The sequence below is a fragment of the Streptomyces sp. NPDC031474 genome (assembly GCF_055581185.1).
On record NZ_JBVIJX010000002.1, the window covers coordinates 392,616 to 407,560 of the forward strand.

At 71.9% G+C, this 14,945-nt stretch carries 14 protein-coding genes and 1 pseudogene; 8 read left to right on the top strand and 7 right to left on the bottom strand.

Annotation, left to right across the window (positions count from 1 at the left end; all coding sequences use genetic code 11):
• Positions 1-144 precede the first annotated feature (144 nt).
• Complete coding sequence (locus ACZ5SK_RS04730) at positions 145-1,449, bottom strand: SWIM zinc finger family protein (protein WP_334582683.1); 1,305 nt, start codon at positions 1,447-1,449, stop codon at positions 145-147.
• A complete protein-coding gene (locus ACZ5SK_RS04735; RefSeq protein WP_457493841.1) occupies positions 1,446-4,343 on the bottom strand; it encodes a DEAD/DEAH box helicase in 2,898 nt (965 codons plus the stop codon). The genes ACZ5SK_RS04730 and ACZ5SK_RS04735 overlap by 4 nt, the downstream gene beginning before the upstream one ends.
• Positions 4,344-4,609: 266 nt before the next feature.
• On the opposite strand from ACZ5SK_RS04735, the gene ACZ5SK_RS04740 reads away from it, so the two are divergent.
• On the top strand, positions 4,610-4,792 hold the full coding sequence (locus ACZ5SK_RS04740; RefSeq protein ID WP_079664086.1) for a hypothetical protein: 183 nt from the start codon (positions 4,610-4,612) through the stop codon (positions 4,790-4,792).
• Between the two features lie 100 nt (positions 4,793-4,892).
• Here the strand turns inward: ACZ5SK_RS04740 and ACZ5SK_RS04745 are convergent, their stop codons facing one another.
• The 3 genes from ACZ5SK_RS04745 to ACZ5SK_RS04755 form a co-directional block, all read right to left on the bottom strand.
• Positions 4,893-5,804, bottom strand: a complete 912-nt coding sequence (locus ACZ5SK_RS04745; RefSeq protein WP_334582681.1) for a hypothetical protein — start codon at positions 5,802-5,804, stop codon at positions 4,893-4,895.
• A 139-nt stretch (positions 5,805-5,943) separates the two neighbouring features.
• Positions 5,944-6,282, bottom strand: a complete 339-nt coding sequence (locus ACZ5SK_RS04750; RefSeq protein WP_334582680.1) for a hypothetical protein — start codon at positions 6,280-6,282, stop codon at positions 5,944-5,946.
• Positions 6,283-6,536: 254 nt separating this feature from the next.
• Positions 6,537-7,136, bottom strand: coding sequence for a class I SAM-dependent methyltransferase (locus tag ACZ5SK_RS04755; protein WP_468418916.1), 600 nt, complete (start codon positions 7,134-7,136; stop codon positions 6,537-6,539).
• 152 nt (positions 7,137-7,288) lie between these two features.
• On the opposite strand from ACZ5SK_RS04755, the gene ACZ5SK_RS04760 reads away from it, so the two are divergent.
• The 5 genes from ACZ5SK_RS04760 (at position 7,289) to ACZ5SK_RS04780 (ending at position 12,282) form a co-directional block, all read left to right on the top strand.
• Positions 7,289-8,083 (top strand): MHYT domain-containing protein, encoded by a 795-nt coding sequence (locus tag ACZ5SK_RS04760; protein ID WP_334582678.1) that lies wholly within the window; start codon positions 7,289-7,291, stop codon positions 8,081-8,083.
• A gap of 47 nt (positions 8,084-8,130) precedes the next feature.
• Positions 8,131-10,710: a sensor histidine kinase gene (locus ACZ5SK_RS04765; RefSeq protein WP_468418915.1), complete on the top strand. Its 2,580-nt coding sequence runs from the start codon at positions 8,131-8,133 to the stop codon at positions 10,708-10,710.
• Positions 10,707-11,144, top strand: a complete 438-nt coding sequence (locus tag ACZ5SK_RS04770) for a roadblock/LC7 domain-containing protein (protein ID WP_079664091.1) — start codon at positions 10,707-10,709, stop codon at positions 11,142-11,144. The genes ACZ5SK_RS04765 and ACZ5SK_RS04770 overlap by 4 nt, the downstream gene beginning before the upstream one ends.
• 22 nt (positions 11,145-11,166) lie before the next feature.
• Positions 11,167-11,577, top strand: coding sequence for a DUF742 domain-containing protein (locus ACZ5SK_RS04775; protein ID WP_334582676.1), 411 nt, complete (start codon positions 11,167-11,169; stop codon positions 11,575-11,577).
• A 99-nt stretch (positions 11,578-11,676) separates the two neighbouring features.
• Complete coding sequence (locus tag ACZ5SK_RS04780; RefSeq protein WP_334582675.1) at positions 11,677-12,282, top strand: GTP-binding protein; 606 nt, start codon at positions 11,677-11,679, stop codon at positions 12,280-12,282.
• Positions 12,283-12,289: 7 nt separating this feature from the next.
• Here ACZ5SK_RS04780 and ACZ5SK_RS04785 read toward each other — a convergent pair.
• Positions 12,290-12,401: pseudogene (locus tag ACZ5SK_RS04785) on the bottom strand (PPOX class F420-dependent enzyme); the annotation flags it as partial.
• 118 nt (positions 12,402-12,519) lie between these two features.
• Here ACZ5SK_RS04785 and ACZ5SK_RS04790 point away from each other — a divergent pair.
• Together ACZ5SK_RS04790 and ACZ5SK_RS04795 are read left to right on the top strand one after the other, a co-directional pair.
• Positions 12,520-12,933 (top strand): roadblock/LC7 domain-containing protein, encoded by a 414-nt coding sequence (locus ACZ5SK_RS04790; protein ID WP_334582674.1) that lies wholly within the window; start codon positions 12,520-12,522, stop codon positions 12,931-12,933.
• Positions 12,934-13,071: 138 nt separating this feature from the next.
• The gene (locus tag ACZ5SK_RS04795; protein ID WP_334582673.1) at positions 13,072-14,016 is read left to right on the top strand and encodes a DUF6397 family protein; all 945 of its coding nucleotides are present in this window, start codon (positions 13,072-13,074) and stop codon (positions 14,014-14,016) included.
• A 31-nt stretch (positions 14,017-14,047) separates the two neighbouring features.
• Here ACZ5SK_RS04795 and ACZ5SK_RS04800 read toward each other — a convergent pair whose 3' ends face one another.
• Positions 14,048-14,914 carry an acyl-CoA thioesterase gene (locus ACZ5SK_RS04800; protein WP_334582672.1) on the bottom strand — a complete coding sequence of 289 codons (867 nt, stop codon included), beginning with the start codon at positions 14,912-14,914 and terminating at the stop codon, positions 14,048-14,050.
• Positions 14,915-14,945 lie beyond the last annotated feature (31 nt).

Consider the following 14,945-nt stretch of genomic DNA (forward strand, 5'->3'; position numbering starts at 1 on the left):
GGGCCTCCTGAGGAGCAGTGCGGCAACTTCGGGGACAGCGGCCAGAGTTGAGGCGTGCGCCGAACGCCGCGCGACCTCCGGGTGAACACGGGGCGTCGGCCGCCCGTCAGACCGACGGCCCCGTGTCACGGAACGACCGCGCGGTCAGGAAAGTGCTTCCTCACTGTCGGGCCGGGCCACGGCGAGGGCCGTCGCCGGGTCATGGGCCCCTTCCCCGGCCGGCATCCAACGACCACCCTCCTTGCGATACGGCCACCAATGGCCGTCCCGCCCCAACCGCAGTTGGCAGCCCGTCCCGACGACCGTCCACCGGTTCCCCCGCGCCCGCAGCACCGGCCGCTCGTCCTCCTCCCAGGCCGCATCCAACGCGGCACGCGCGCGTGCGAGAGCCTCGCCCTCTACGGTCCACTCCTCCTCGAACACCGACAGGGCCGCCGCCCCTCCGTGGCACCAGGCATGCGCGGCCGACGCCAGTTGCTCCCGGCTGCGCCCCGACCCGGCGGCGAGTCGGCCGACGACGGCCGTGGCGGGAGGATCCGCTGACTGAGCGCCCTCGAGGAGGCCTGCCGCGAGCCGTGCCGCGTCCTGGCCGACCGTCAGCTCGGCTGTGGGCGCACTCGGTCCGGAGCTCTCACGGAGCGCCTGAGCGAGCATCAGGTACGCCGTGGCGGCCGTCCCGGCGGCCAGCATCTCCAATGCCGCCGGCTCCACCCCGGGCGGGGCCGGCGCCTCCGTGTCCAAGGAGGGCGGAATACCTGGCCCCTCCGGGAGTTCGGGCGCGGCGGGCAGCGCAGGCAGGATGCTCCCGGCCGCATACGCCTCCGCCGCGTCCACCCCTTCGGCCCGGGGCGGCTCCGCTTCGGCCCGGGAAGCGGCGGTGCCGCGCGCCTGAAGGGCGTCCAACAGGGTCCGCTCGGCGCGCCCCCGAAGCAGCAGCAGGACGAACGGATCCTGGTCGAGCAGCCGTGCCACCTGATAGCAGACCGCCGCCGTGTGACCACAGTGGTCCCAGGCGCCGCAGTCGCATTCCGCCTCCAGGTTGCCGAGCCCCGGCAGCAGGTCGATGCCGGCCGCCTCGGCGTCCTCGACCAGATGCGGCGGCATCTCGCGGTCGAGAAGTGCGGCGACGTGTCCGGCCCGCTCGACCGCCAGATCCAGGAAGCGGTCCCACTGTGCCTCCGACAGCGTGTCGAGCAGCACATCGGCCCGATGCGATGTGCGATCGCGGTCCTCGACGACGGCCGTGATGCGTCCTGGCCGCACCGACACCGCGCCCACGGCGCCCCCGCGCGCGAGCCGGCGGCCCGTCCTCACCTGCTCCCCGTCCAGTGCTCCGTCCTCCAACGCGGCCAGCCACGCCCGGCCCCACCACGTCTGCGCGAACCCCCTCCCGTGCGCGGGCGGCAACGCGGCAAAGGTCCGTTCCTCGACGCTGTCGTGCCGGTTCATCGCGTGCCCCCTCGCAGCTCGACCAGATCGGCCAGCTCGGCGTCCGTCAGTTCCGTGAGTCCCGCCTCGCCGGCCCCGAGAACGGCCTCAGCCAGGTCCCGTTTGCGGCGCAGCATGTCGGCGATGCGATCCTCGATCGTGCCCTCGGCGATCAGCCGGTGCACCTGTACGGGCCTGGTCTGGCCGATGCGGTACGCCCGGTCGGTGGCCTGCGCCTCGACGGCCGGGTTCCACCAGCGGTCGTAGTGCACCACGTGCTCCGCGCGCGTGAGGTTGAGGCCTGTGCCGGCCGCCCTGAGGGACAGCAGGAACACGGGGACCTCACCGTCCTGGAAGCGCCGGACCATGGCCTCGCGCTCTGCGACGGGCGTGCCACCATGCAGGAACTGCGTGGGCACGCCACGCGCTGCCAGGTGCTGCTCCAGGAGCCGCGCCAGGCGCACGTACTGCGTGAAGATCAGCACGCTCGCCCCCTCGGCGAGGAGGGTGTCGAGCAGTTCGTCCAGAAGCTCCAGCTTCCCGGAGCGCCCGGCGGTCGTCGGCTGTTCCTCCTTCAGGTACTGCGCCGGATGGTTGCAGATCTGTTTGAGGCCGGTCAGCAGCTTCACGATCAGCCCGCGTCGCGCCATGTCGTCGGCCTCGGCGATCGCCTCGAGCGTCTCGCGCACCACGGCCTCGTACAGGCCCGCCTGCTCCTTGGTGAGGGACACCGGGCGATCCGTCTCGGTCTTCGGCGGCAGTTCGGGGGCGATCCCCGGGTCCGACTTGCGCCGGCGCAGCAGGAACGGCCCCACGAGCCGGGCCAGCCGCTCCGCCGCGGCCGGATCCCCGCCGTCCTCGACGGCTCGCGCGTACCGTGTGCGGAAGGCGCCGAGCCGGCCCAGCAGCCCCGGCGTCGTCCAGTCCAGGATCGCCCACAGCTCCGACAGGTTGTTCTCCACCGGGGTGCCCGTGAGCGCCACGCGCGCGCGGGCGTCGATCGTGCGCAGCGCCCGCGCCGTCGCCGAGTACGGGTTCTTCACATGCTGGGCCTCGTCCGCCACCACCAGACCCCACGGCACCTCGCGGAGCCGGCCAGGATCCAGTCGCAGCGTGCCGTAGGTGGTGAGCACGAACTCCCCGTCGGCCAGGGCCTCCAGGTCACGACGCGGCCCGTGGAAGCGGCGCACCGCGGTGCCCGGCGCGAACCGCTCGATCTCCCGCTGCCAGTTGCCCATCAGGGACGTCGGGCAGACCACGAGGGTCGGACCTGCCGACGAGATGTCCGTCTGGCGGTGCAGATGCAGGGCGATCAACGTGACGGTCTTGCCGAGCCCCATGTCGTCCGCGAGGCAACAGCCCAGCCCGAGGGACGTGGTCCGGGCCAGCCAGTCCAAGCCGCGCCGCTGGTAGTCGCGCAGCGTGGCGTCGAGTGCGGCGGGCTGCTCCACCGGCTCCTGCTCCTGCGGCCGCGTCAGCCGCTCCCGCAGGGCCGCCAGCCACCCGGTGGGCTGCACGTCGACCCTGCGGCCGTCCACCTCCGCAGAGCCCGTCAGAGCGGCTCCCAGCGCGTCCACGGGGGTCATCTTGCGGTCCTGCTGGGCGCGGGCACGGCGCAGCTCTCGTGGGTCGATCAGGACCCACTGGTCGCGCAGCCGCACCAGCGGCCGGTTGGCCTCGGCCAGACGATCCAGCTCCTCGCGGGTCAGCTGCTGGTCGCCCAGCCCGAACCACCAGGTGAAGGTCAGGAGCGCGTCCGCGGACAGGAAAGACGGTATGTCCGAGCCGGTCCGGTCCGGTTCCGTTGCCTCATGCGGCGGCCCCACGACCGCGCGGGTGGTCAGCGTGCGGGCCAGCTCCCTGGGCCAGTGCACCTCGACTCCCGCGTTCGCGAGCGCCCGCGAGCCCTCGCCCAGCAGCTCGGCCACCTCCTCGTCCAGGAGGTCGACGGCGTCGGGCACGGTCGCCGACAGCAGTGGCGTGAGCGCGGGCCAGGCCCGGACCGCACGGCGCAGGGCGAGCAGGGCGTCCATTCGCGCGCGCGGGCCGAACGCCCCGTGCGTGACGCCGTTGTCTCCCCAGATCTCGGAGGCGTCCGCGAGGAGCGCGGGATCGCTGACACTGTGCACCTGCGGGACGGCCCGGAACCTGGGCCGTGCCGGGCTCGCCGCAGAGTCTGCGATCGCGACGGCATCGGCCCTGGACATGTCGAGCTCCGACAGGTCGTCGATGCCCGACACCTCGATCCGCAGCGAGATCCGCAGGCCGGCGTCGTGACCCGCGGCGACATCGCTCGCCCATGCGCGCAGCTCCGGGACGCGATGGGGCTGCTGTGTCGCGTAGGCAGGCCCGCCCGTCACGAGCGGCGCTGCGGGGGTGCGGGGCAGGGTGTCCGCGACGGCGTCCAAGAACGCACGTAGGAGCCGTTCGGGGGAGGGGAGCCGCAGGGGCGGTGTTTCGTTCGCCGGCAGGGCATGCGCCTCCGGTGGCATCGAGGCGGCCAGCCGGCGCACCTGCTCGACGTCCTCCGGGCCCAGGGGGCCGACCCGCCAGGCGTCGTGGTCTTCCGGGGACAGGCCGGGCAACAGCAGTCCACGGGCCACACAGTGCAGGGCCAGCAGGGCGGCCGCACCCCAGAAGGCGGTGGCGCGGTGCGCGTCCGGGGTGACGCGCGCGTGGGCGAGGGCGGGCAGGGCGTCCTGTACCGGCAGCAGCACGGCAGGCACGCGTACGAGTGCCACGCCGGTGCCGGCAGGCCTGACGACGGTCAGATCCTGTGCGGCCCTCGATGCGACGACGGGAGGTGCGTCACCGTCAGGGAGCCAGAAGGCGACACTGCCGGTACGGGCCGGAGTGCCGGGCACGAACAGGGCGCAGCAACGGGCCAGTTCGGAGATCTCGGACGAAGCTTGCACGGGAACCCTCTGCACGGCGATGAGCTCGCTCCTCAAATTTGACTACTGGGTGTCGGCGGTCGCCGAGGGTACAGCACTCCGGCGAGGAATGCGCGCCGCCTTGGGACCGAGGAGCCCTGTCGTCCGCGCACTCGGGGCGAGATGGTTCTCAGGGGCGTCTCGGGGGTGTACCTCAGGGAGGTCTCAGGGTCGATTCCGGAACCGCGGGCGGCGCGGACCCGTTTTCATGGCAGAGAGCGGCAGTGGCCGCGAAGGAGGCGACGTAGATGTCGAGGAACGCGAAGATCGCCGCAGGAGGTGTGGCGGCTGGACTCCTCCTGCTGATCTGGCTGCCCTGGTGGGCGGCCCTGCTGATCGTGCTGGGAGTTCCGGCGGCGGCCTACCTCACGCTGGATCCCTCACAGCGGCGCAGGCTGCGCCGTGTCACACGCAAGGAGCTCGGCCGGTGAGTGACGGGGACCGCACCGCGGTCCCCGTCTTCCGGCACATGCGAGCCGCCGGGGCCCTCAGGCGTCCCACGACCCCAAGGACCCCTACCGCTCCAGCAGCTCAGAGGGGCCGCACGGCCATCTTGTCGAGCGCTTCCAAAAGCCCGGGCAGTTCGGGGCCGCGGCCGACCGGCAGCACCTCGCCGGGCTGTTCGTCGAGGAGGACGAAAGCGATGTCGTCGGTCCTGGCCACCAGCGACCAGCCGGGGCCGTCGGCGCGCAGGGTACGCGCATCACCGGGAGCGAACGAAGAACGCACGCGGCCGAGGGGAGGTGGGGTGTCCACGTAGGCACGCACCTCGGCCAGGACACGTCGGACACCGCTGTGCCTCTTCGGTGCCCCCTTCCCGGCCTCGTCGGACCCGTTGGCCGCGTCGGCTTCGTCGGACCTGCCGGACTCGGCGACTTCGGCGGAGCGGTCTCCCTCGCCGATGCCTGAATCCGTTCCGGCGGCCGCCCGCGCAGGCGCGAACTCCGTGTCGTCGATCTGCTCGCGCCACAGGGCCCACTGCAGCGCGATCTCGTCGGCCCCGAGCCGTCGCTGGGCCGGGCCCCAGGTGCTCGTGTCCGGAGGGCACAGCGCAGGGCTGTCCACGACCTCGGGGCCCGGATCGTGCGGCGCGGGCACGCCCGGAGCCGCGACGGCGACCGCCAGCGGCCAGCCGGGCAGCGCGGCGACGACCGTCCGCTCGTCCGGCGACAGGTCGTACTCCATACCGCAGTCCCACGACGCGATGGCGACAGCCACCAGCGACACGTCGTCGATGACGACAGTCCACCGCGCGCCCTCGCCGTCCTGGCCCAGCACCAGGCCGTACCCGTCGGCGAGCGGCGGGAGGCCGAGCGCCGCACAGGCCTCCGGGTAGTCGTCGCCCAGCGCGCTCGGGAACTTCGCCGGCGTCAGCAGCACCGCCGTGAGCACATAGAGCGCCTCGTCCGCGGCGGCGACGGCGTCCTCGTCCGTCCCGGCCATCCCAGCCTCCCCATCGGTTCGTCCAACGGCGCGCACCCTAGTGCGGCGGGAAGGCGCTTGTCACGACTCCCCAACACACCCGGAGCTGCAGTTTTCCGGCCGGACGGGGCGAATCGACCACCGCCGACCGTTGGATGCGTCACGCCGACGGCAGCCCGAGGAGTGTACGGGCCACGGTCCGGGGCGACTCGTCGCGCTCCCGCGCGAGAGTGATCACGGCGCGACAGGCCAGCTCGTTGATCCCGAAGCACAGCGCCTCCGGTGACACCCAGCCCGCCGCCTCGTCGATCCCGTCCTGATCGTCCTGCGCGCAGGCCGAGACGTACGCCGCGGCGGCCTCGAACAGATTGGGCGTGCGCTTCCCGGTGCGCTTCCCGCGGCCCGATGCCCCGTCCGGACGTCCCTCCACGTCCGGACGCGACCGTGTGCGCGGCGCGCCGAGGAAACTGCCGTAGGCCTTGCGGATCCCGTCGAACATGTCGACCACCTTCCCCCTGCGTGATTGCCGCGACTGGTCGTTCATCTCCTGCTGCTCAACCTAGAGTTGGAGCCCCGGTGGCAGAAGAGGGCCGGAGCGGCGGGCGTCACCAGACTCTGCTGCACTGCTCTCGGACCGAGGGGAAACGACGCACCAGGCAGAGTTCGACGGCGCGGGCAGCCATGCTCGCCGGACCGTAATCTTCGACAACCCCGATGCGTTCGTGCGGGCGGTCGCCCAGGGGGCGTGAGTCCTCAGGGCTCGCGGACGGCCAGGGCCAGGAAACGGTCGTCCTCGTCGACGTACGACGTCATGCGCCACCCCGAACCGGCCAGCAGCGGTCGGAGGTTGGGCTCCGCGCGCAGGTCCTCCGGGGTGATCTGCCGGCCCTGCCGGGCCGCGAGCGCCGCCCTGCCGATCGGGTGGAACAACGCCAGCGTGCCGCCGGGGCGCACCACCCGCGCCAACTCCCGCAGGTTCTCGGCCGGGCGGGGCAGATGGGCGATGAGGCCCGCCCCGAACACGGCGTCCAGCGAGACGGACCGCAGGGGAAGCGCGCCGACGTCGGCCAGCACCAGGTGCCCGTCACGGTCGCGTCCTGCCCGTACGGCGGCCTCCAGCATGGCCGGAGTCAGATCGGCCCCGATGACCACTCCCGAGGGCCCCACGGCCGCACGCAGGGGCGTCAGGGCCCGTCCGGTGCCGCAGCCGGCGTCCAGCACGCGGTCCCCCTCGCGCAGCCCGAGGTCTCCGACCGCCGCCGTGTAGGCGGGGCCGTCGTCGGGGAACCGGCGGTCCCAGTCCGCGGCGCGGGCCGTGAAGAAATCCTGAACGTGTGTGTGGTCATCGCTCATGCTCCGCATGATTCCTCACCGACACAGACGACGCCTCGGCGCACATGTTCGAGCGTGACCCGATCGATCCGGCGCATTTCCGCGTCATATTCCAACACCTTTCGAAATGCGCCCCCTTTGTGCTCCTGCGCCCCGGCTAGCGTCCCGTGGCCATGGGACACCTGGACCACGCCGCCTTCGGCTGGCTTACCCCCGTGCTGTCGTACGTGATGGCCTGTATCGGCGCCGCCCTCGGGCTGCGCTGCACCGTGCGCGCCCTCGGCGCCACCGGACGCTCGCGCCGGAACTGGCTGATCACCGCGGCCTCGGCGATCGGCTCAGGCATCTGGACCATGCACTTCGTGGCCATGCTCGGCTTCGGCGTCAGCGGCACCGACATCCGCTACGACGTTCCTCTGACCGTGCTCAGTCTCCTCGTCGCCATGGTCGTCGTCTGCGTCGGCGTCTTCGCCGTCGGCTACAGCCGCGACCGCACGCGCGCGTTGCTGATCGGCGGACTGACCACGGGCCTGGGGGTGGCGAGCATGCACTACCTCGGGATGGCCGCGGTCCGGCTGCACGGCGATGTGACCTACGATCCGGTGCGCGTCGGACTCTCCGTCCTGATCGCCGTCGTCGCGGCCACCGCGGCCCTCTGGGCGGCACTCAACATCAAGTCGCCGATCGCGGTCACCGTCGCCTCCCTCGTCATGGGCGCGGCCGTGAGCAGCATGCACTACACCGCGATGTTCGCGGTGAGCGTCCACGTCACGCCCTCAGGGGAGGCACTGCCCGGGGCCACGGCGATGCAGTTCATCTTCCCCCTCGCCGTCGGCCTCGGGTCCTACCTCTTCCTGACCTCGGCCTTCGTCGCGCTGTCGCCCACCACGGGGGAGCGCGAGGCGTCCGCCACGGCACAACAACCGGTGGACAACCTGCCGGGCCGACAGCAGGCCCGGCCCGTCTGAGGCGACCGGCAGGCCACGCCCCCGAACCACTTCCGAGCGAGGAGGCCATGCGTACACCCCGTAGGACCCCCACGGCAGGCGCCGACGCGCCGCCCCCCACGCGCGGGCGCCGCGCCCACGCCGGACCCCCCGCCGACGAGGGGCCGGACGAGCAGACGGACCCGCCGGCGGGCGCGATACCCCCGCGCGCGGAACGCTGGCGGATCCGGCCGCGCACCGTGCGCGCCAAGATCGTCTGCCTGCTGATGGTGCCGGTCGTCTCCCTGTTGGCCCTGTGGGCGTACGCCACCGTCAGCACCGCCCAGAACGTCGCGGGACTGCGCCAATCGCAGCGCGTGGACTCCGAGGTGCGCACCCCCGTCGCGGCAGCGGTGGCCGCCCTGCAGGCCGAACGGGCGGCCGCCGTACGGTACGCGACCGCCCCCGCACCCGGTCGGACCGGTGACCTCAAGGCGCTCGCGCAACGCACGGACCGCGCGGTGGCCAAACTGCGGCTCGGCGACGACAGCACCGTCGCCGACGGCCAGGAACTGCCCAAGGGAGTGGCCCAGCGGCTCGAGTCGTTCGTCTCCAGGACCGAGGGACTCTCCTCGGTACGGACCGCCGTGCTCGACGGCAGAACCGGCTGGGAGGAGACGTACGGCCGGTACACGAGCACGATCTCCGCGGCCTTCTCGGTCGGTGGCGCGCTCTCCGGCATCCAGGACGCCGAACTCGGCTCCGACGCGCGTGTGCTGCTCGAGTTCTCCCGCGCGGGAGAGGCCCTGTCCCAGGAGGACGTCGTGCTCGCGGGCGCCCGCCGGGCGGGGCGCCTCGACGGACAGCGCTTGCGACTGTTCACCGGCGCCGTCGCCACACGCCGCACCCTGACGGAATCGGCTGTCGCGGACCTGCGCGGCCCCGAACGCACCGCCTGGCAGCGCCTCGCCGCCGGCAGCGCCTACGCCGCCCTGGACGCCGCGGAGGACAAGGTGCTCGCCGACGGGCCCGGCGCGAAAGCGATCACGGCTGCTCCGGCAAGCACCTGGGACCAGGCCCACGCGCGCGTGCAGAGCGGGATGCGGACCATCGAGGCGGACGCCGGGCGCGGTGTCGCCGACCGCGCCGACCCCTTCACCCGCGGTCTGCTCACCGCCGCCGGCGCCGCGGTCCTGCTCGGACTCGCCGCCGTCGTCGCCTCACTCGTCATCTCCGTGCGCATCGGCCGCGGACTCGTCGTCGAACTGGTCAGCCTGCGCAACAGCGCCCTGGAGATCGCCCGGCGCAAACTGCCCGAGGCGATGCGGAAACTGCGCGCCGGGGAGGAGATCGACGTCCGCGCGGAGGCCCCGCCCGGGCCTCCCTCCGAGGACGAGACAGGTCAGGTCGCCGAGGCTCTGAGCACCGTGCACCGCGCCGCGCTGCGCGCCGCCGTGGAGCGCGCCGAACTCGCCAGCGGGATCTCCGGCGTGTTCGTCAACCTCGCCCGCCGCAGCCAGGTCCTCGTGCACCGCCAGTTGAGCCTCCTGGACAGCATGGAGCGCCGCTCCGACGACCCGAACGAGCTGAGCGACCTCTTCCGGCTGGACCACCTCACCACCCGTATGCGACGCCACGCGGAGAGCCTGATCATCCTGTCCGGGGCGGCACCGGGCCGGGCCTGGCGCCTGCCGGTGTCCCTCACCAACGTGGTCCGCGCCGCCCTCTCCGAGGTCGAGGACTACGCGCGCGTGGAGGTACGGCAACTCCCGGAGGCGGCCGTCATCGGCACCGCGGTCGCCGACCTCACCCACCTGCTCGCCGAACTCGTCGAGAACGCCGCCCAGTTCTCGCCCCCGCACACGCGCGTGCGCGTCACCGGCGAACCCGTGGGCAACGGATACGCCGTCGAGGTCGAGGACCGGGGCCTAGGCATGGGCAAGGAGACCCTCACCGACGCCAACCGGCGCATCGCGCAGTCCGAGGCCCTCGACCTCTTCGACAGCGACCGGCTGGGCCTGTTCGTGGTGAGCAGGCTCGCCGCCCGTCACGGCATCAAAGTGCACTTGCGCACCTCGCCCTACGGTGGGACCACAGCGGTCGTCCTGCTGCCGACGGCCCTGCTGCACAGCGGCAAGCCGGAACGTTCCGCCCGTGAGGTCGCGCAGGCGCAACAGTCCGCGGAACGCGAGCACGCGCGCGTGCCCGAAGCCGACCGCGACGCCTCCAGCCATCATGCCTCGGACCGTCACGCCTACGACCGTCGTGCCACGGACCGCCATCCGGAGGCCGTACCCGCGGCCGCCGACCGCCCCGCGCTGGTGGCCCCCTTACGGGCCGCCGCCGAACCGGCGGCAGCCGAACCGCCGCCTCCCGGAGTCACGACCTTGCGCCTGCACCGCTCCCCGGACGACTCCGAAGGCTCGGACGACCTCCCGCGCCGGGTGCGGCAGGCCCATCTCGCCCCGCAACTGCGCCGCCCGCTCTCCGAGGAACCGGCCAGGGCACCCGAGCCGCGCGGCGACGAAGGACGCACCCCCGAACTCGTACGGGACCGAATGGCGGCGTACCGGGCCGGCTGGGCCCGGGGCGGCGGCAGGCAACCCGGCCGCGCAGCCACCCCGGACCCCGCACCGGGCAGCGACAGCAGTGAAGGAGACCCCGCATGATCCAGGACCCGAGTACGAGGTCGGCCCAGCGGTCCGGCGAACTCGACTGGCTGCTGGACGACTTGGTGATGCGCGTGAGCGAGGTGCGGCACGCCGTGGTGCTGTCCAACGACGGCCTCGCCGTCGGTGCCTCGACCGACCTCAGACGTGAGGACGCCGAACACCTCGCCGCCGTCGCCTCCGGCTTCCACAGTCTCGCCAAGGGTGCGGGCCGGCACTTCGGTGCCGGCGGTGTGCGCCAGACCATGGTGGAGATGGACGACGGATTCCTCTTCGTGGCCGCCGCGGGCGACGGCTCCTGCCTGGCCGTCCTCACCGCGGTGACCGCCGACATCGGCCTGGTCGCCTACGAGATGGCGAGGCTGGTCAAGCGGGTCGGAGAGCACCTCTACACGCCGCCACGCCTCGGCGCGCGGCCGCCCGCCGCCGGCTGAGGCGAGAGAGCGACCCACGCAGATGACCGACGACACGACCGGCGCCCCACGCGACCTGGGCAGCCAGTGGTATGACAACGAGGCCGGTCCGCTCGTCCGCCCGTACGCCATGACGGGCGGACGCACGAAACCGGGCCCCACCGGAGTGCGCTTCGACCTGATAGCCCTGGTCACCCTGGACCCCGGCGCGCCCGGTGCGGACGGCATGGCGCTCGGGCCAGAGCACCGCACCCTCATCGACCTCTGCCGTACGGAGACCCAGTCCGTCGCGGAACTCGCGGCCGGCGCGGATCTTCCCGTCGGCGTGGTCAGGGTGCTCCTCGGAGACCTGCTGGAACTCGGTTGTGTCACCGTCAGCCGTCCCGTCCCACCCGCCCAGTTGCCCGACGAGCGGATCCTGCGCGAGGTGATCGAGGGGCTGCGAGCGCTGTAGAAGCACGCTCAACCCCACCCGGACGGAAAAAGCCCCCAGTTGTCATGCTGCCGGCTTCGCACACACGCCGAAGTCGTACTCTCCCGAGAGAAGTGATCCATGGTCTCCGAGCACTCCGACGCCACAGACGGCGAGACGGCCCCCCTGGCGTTGAAGATTCTGGTCGCCGGCGGGTTCGGCGTGGGCAAGACCACCATGGTGGGCGCGGTCAGTGAGATCAAGCCGCTGCGCACCGAGGAACTCCTCAGCGAAGCCGGGCAGTTGGTGGACGACACCGACGGCGTGGACCAGAAGGTCACGACGACCGTGGCCATGGACTTCGGCCGGATCACCATCCGTTCCGGTCTCTCCCTCTACCTGTTCGGAACGCCGGGTCAGGACCGCTTCTGGTTCCTGTGGGACGAACTGTCGCAGGGCGCTCTCGGCGCCGTGGTCCTGGCCGACACCCGGCGCCTGGAGGACTGCTTTCCCGCGGTCGACTACTTCGAGCACCGGCACATCCCTTTCGTCGTAGCCGTCAACTGCTTCGCGGGCACGCGGACATACGGCGCCCAGGACGTCTCGCGCGCCCTCGACCTCGACGGAGGAACCCCCGTCGTCCTGTGCGACGCCCGTGACCGCGATTCGGGGAAGGAGGTGCTGATCCGGCTGGTGGAGTATGCCGGGCGGATGCACACCGCGCGGCTGCTCGACTCGGTGGGCTGACCAATCAGACCGGCGCTACGTGCGGGCTGCCGTCCGCCCGCACGGTCGACAGTTTTTCCGGTGCGGGTTCCGTGGGCGACGAAGGCCCCGCATTCCTCATCGGTCATCTTCTGTGCCATGCCGCCAGCCTCCTTGCTCCGGCGGCCGAGCCTGGGGAAGGGTGGCGGTCAGATTCTCCGGCGAGGCGGAGGATCACATGGGGAAGACATACGGGGAACGTCACACGGGGAGTGGCACATGGCGCAGAACCAGGAACTGGGCTGCTTGTTGGACGACTTGACCGAGCGCGTCGACCATGTGCGGCACGCGCTCGTCCTGTCCAACGACGGTCTGGTGGCGGGCGCGAGCACAGGACTGCGCCGGGAGGACGCGGAGCACCTCGCCGCGGTCTCGTCCGGGCTGCACAGCCTGGCCAAGGGATCGGGACGCCATTTCAGCGCGGGCCGAGTCCGCCAGACAATGATCGAGTTCGACGACGCGGTGCTGTTCGTCACCGCCGCGGGAACCGGCAGTTGCCTGTGCGTGCTCAGCGGGGCGGAGGCCGACATGGGTCAGATCGCCTATGAGATGACCCTGCTCGTCAACCGGGTCGGCGAACACCTCACGGTGGACGCCCGACAGCCCGAGCGTGCCCCGCTGACAGATCTCTGACCTGCGCTTTTCCTCTCCTTCCTGGAGTTATCCACAGGCTCGCCACGAGATCGGCGATTCCGGCTACGGTTTTCCCGAGGCCACCGCGGACAGCGCGGGCCTGCTGCACTCCACTTCACTCCACGGGGGAGACCGACCATGTCCGGCAACACCGTCACGCAACCACACTATGTTTCCTGCACGCCGAGTCGGGCGGCGCGAGAACTGAACCTGAAGCGAAGTGAGTTCGACCTCGCCGTGCATCTCGGACGCGTCAGGACCCTGCCCGACGACGGAGGAGGGGGCCGTCGGGTGGCCCGCACGGAGATCGACCGCCTGCGCTCGGAACCCGGCTTCCCCGAAACGCTGCGTGAGAGCGTGCTGGCCGTGGGCACCGGCGACGCCGCGGCCATCCTGGACGTGCCTCCCGCCCGGTTCACCCGTCTCGCGCGGGTGGGACTGGTGGTGCCCGTCAGGTTCTATCTCAACCGCTACCGGGCCGTCGTCTGGCTGTATCTCGCCGAAGAACTACGGCAGTTCGCCACCGACAAGACCAACTCGTCCCTGCTCACCGGTCGGACACCCGAAACGGTGCGCGGCCGCTTGGCCGAAGGCGTTGACCTGCGGGCCCGGAATTGGCGGGGACGACACCTGGGCTTCCTGCTCCGACAGGCCGACGGCCCCTGGCAGCATGCCGGAGTTCTGGCCGGGTTCCTCGACCCCCTCCAGGTCGCGGAGATCGTCAGGGACCCCTACGAACGCTCCCACCTGAACAGGTTCCGGCCCGGACCGCCCGCCCACGGCGCCCCAGGTACGCCGGGTGCCCAACTCGTCGAGAAGATCATGACGGCGGACGACCCCGACGAGATCGACTGGCTGAGGTCCGACCTGGAACGCACCCTGGCCGAGGCCCGCGCCGACCAGCCCGCGCCGCGCCCCTCGCCGAAGCCGTCCAGGTCGACGCCTGTTGCGCCGGAGCCGATCGCGTCGAGCCCACTTTCGAAACCGGCCCCGACGCAACCGGCGCCGCACCCGGACAAGCCCGACGAGCCCGGCCGGTCGACACGAGGTCTGCTGAGCCGGTTGCGCCGCCGAACCGCGTGACGTACGGCGACGTGACCTAGCGGGACGGGAACTACAGCGCCCGGAAGAGACCCTCCTGGACCACGGACACCAACAGGCGTCCTTCCCGGTCGTAGATGCGCCCGCGGGCCAGCCCTCGTCCGCCGGTGGCGATCGGCGATTCCTGGTCGTACAGGAACCACTCGTCCGCGCGGAACGGCCGATGGAACCACATCGCGTGGTCCAACGACGCCATGTCGAAGTTCCGCGGACCCCACAGGGGCTCGACCGGGAGGCGGACGGCGTCCAGGAGGGTCATGTCGCTGGCGTAGGTGAGCGCGCAGGTGTGGACGAGCGGATCGTCGCCGAGCGGCCCGACCGCCCGCATCCACACCGCGCTGCGCGGCTCGGCTTCCTTGACGTCCTCGGCGCTCCAGCGCAGCCGGTCCGCGTACCGGATGTCGAAGGGCTGACGGCGCGCCATGCGCTCCAACTGTTCGGGCATCGTGCCCAGATGCTCCCGGATCTCTTCCGCGACCGTCGGCAGGGACTCCGGGTCCGGGACCTCGCGGGCCGGCGGCAACTGGTGCTCGAAGGGTCCTTCCTCAGGCTTGTGAAAGGAGGCGGTGAGATTGAAGATCGTGCGCCCCTGCTGCACGGCGGTAACCCGGCGGGTGGTGAAGGACCGCCCGTCCCGCACCCGTTCGACCTGGTACACGATGGGCACACCGGGCCGACCCGGGCGCAGGAAGTACGCGTGCAACGAGTGCACCGGCCGGTCGCCGTCGGTGGTCCGCCCGGCCGCGACCAGCGCCTGGCCCGCGACCTGGCCGCCGAAGACCCGCTGCAGGGACTCCAGCGGGCTGCGGCCGCGGAAGATGTTGACCTCGATCTGTTCCAGGTCGAGCAGATCGACGAGCCTCTCGGCAGGATTCGTCATCGGTGCGTTTCTCCTGTGCCTTCTGCCGTTC

What these genes read in the sequence shown, in the direction of transcription:
- ACZ5SK_RS04730 (WP_334582683.1), bottom strand. Translation starts at nt 1,449, where the DNA reads ATGAACCGGCACGACAGCGTCGAGGAACGGACCTTTGCCGCGTTGCCG.
- ACZ5SK_RS04740 (WP_079664086.1), top strand. Translation starts at nt 4,610, where the DNA reads ATGTCGAGGAACGCGAAGATCGCCGCAGGAGGTGTGGCGGCTGGACTC.
- ACZ5SK_RS04745 (WP_334582681.1), bottom strand. Translation starts at nt 5,804, where the DNA reads ATGGCCGGGACGGACGAGGACGCCGTCGCCGCCGCGGACGAGGCGCTC.
- ACZ5SK_RS04750 (WP_334582680.1), bottom strand. Translation starts at nt 6,282, where the DNA reads ATGTTCGACGGGATCCGCAAGGCCTACGGCAGTTTCCTCGGCGCGCCG.
- ACZ5SK_RS04755 (WP_468418916.1), bottom strand. Translation starts at nt 7,136, where the DNA reads ATGAGCGATGACCACACACACGTTCAGGATTTCTTCACGGCCCGCGCC.
- ACZ5SK_RS04760 (WP_334582678.1), top strand. Translation starts at nt 7,289, where the DNA reads ATGGGACACCTGGACCACGCCGCCTTCGGCTGGCTTACCCCCGTGCTG.
- ACZ5SK_RS04765 (WP_468418915.1), top strand. Translation starts at nt 8,131, where the DNA reads ATGCGTACACCCCGTAGGACCCCCACGGCAGGCGCCGACGCGCCGCCC.
- ACZ5SK_RS04770 (WP_079664091.1), top strand. Translation starts at nt 10,707, where the DNA reads ATGATCCAGGACCCGAGTACGAGGTCGGCCCAGCGGTCCGGCGAACTC.
- ACZ5SK_RS04775 (WP_334582676.1), top strand. Translation starts at nt 11,167, where the DNA reads ATGACCGACGACACGACCGGCGCCCCACGCGACCTGGGCAGCCAGTGG.
- ACZ5SK_RS04780 (WP_334582675.1), top strand. Translation starts at nt 11,677, where the DNA reads ATGGTCTCCGAGCACTCCGACGCCACAGACGGCGAGACGGCCCCCCTG.
- ACZ5SK_RS04790 (WP_334582674.1), top strand. Translation starts at nt 12,520, where the DNA reads ATGGCGCAGAACCAGGAACTGGGCTGCTTGTTGGACGACTTGACCGAG.
- ACZ5SK_RS04795 (WP_334582673.1), top strand. Translation starts at nt 13,072, where the DNA reads ATGTCCGGCAACACCGTCACGCAACCACACTATGTTTCCTGCACGCCG.
- ACZ5SK_RS04800 (WP_334582672.1), bottom strand. Translation starts at nt 14,914, where the DNA reads ATGACGAATCCTGCCGAGAGGCTCGTCGATCTGCTCGACCTGGAACAG.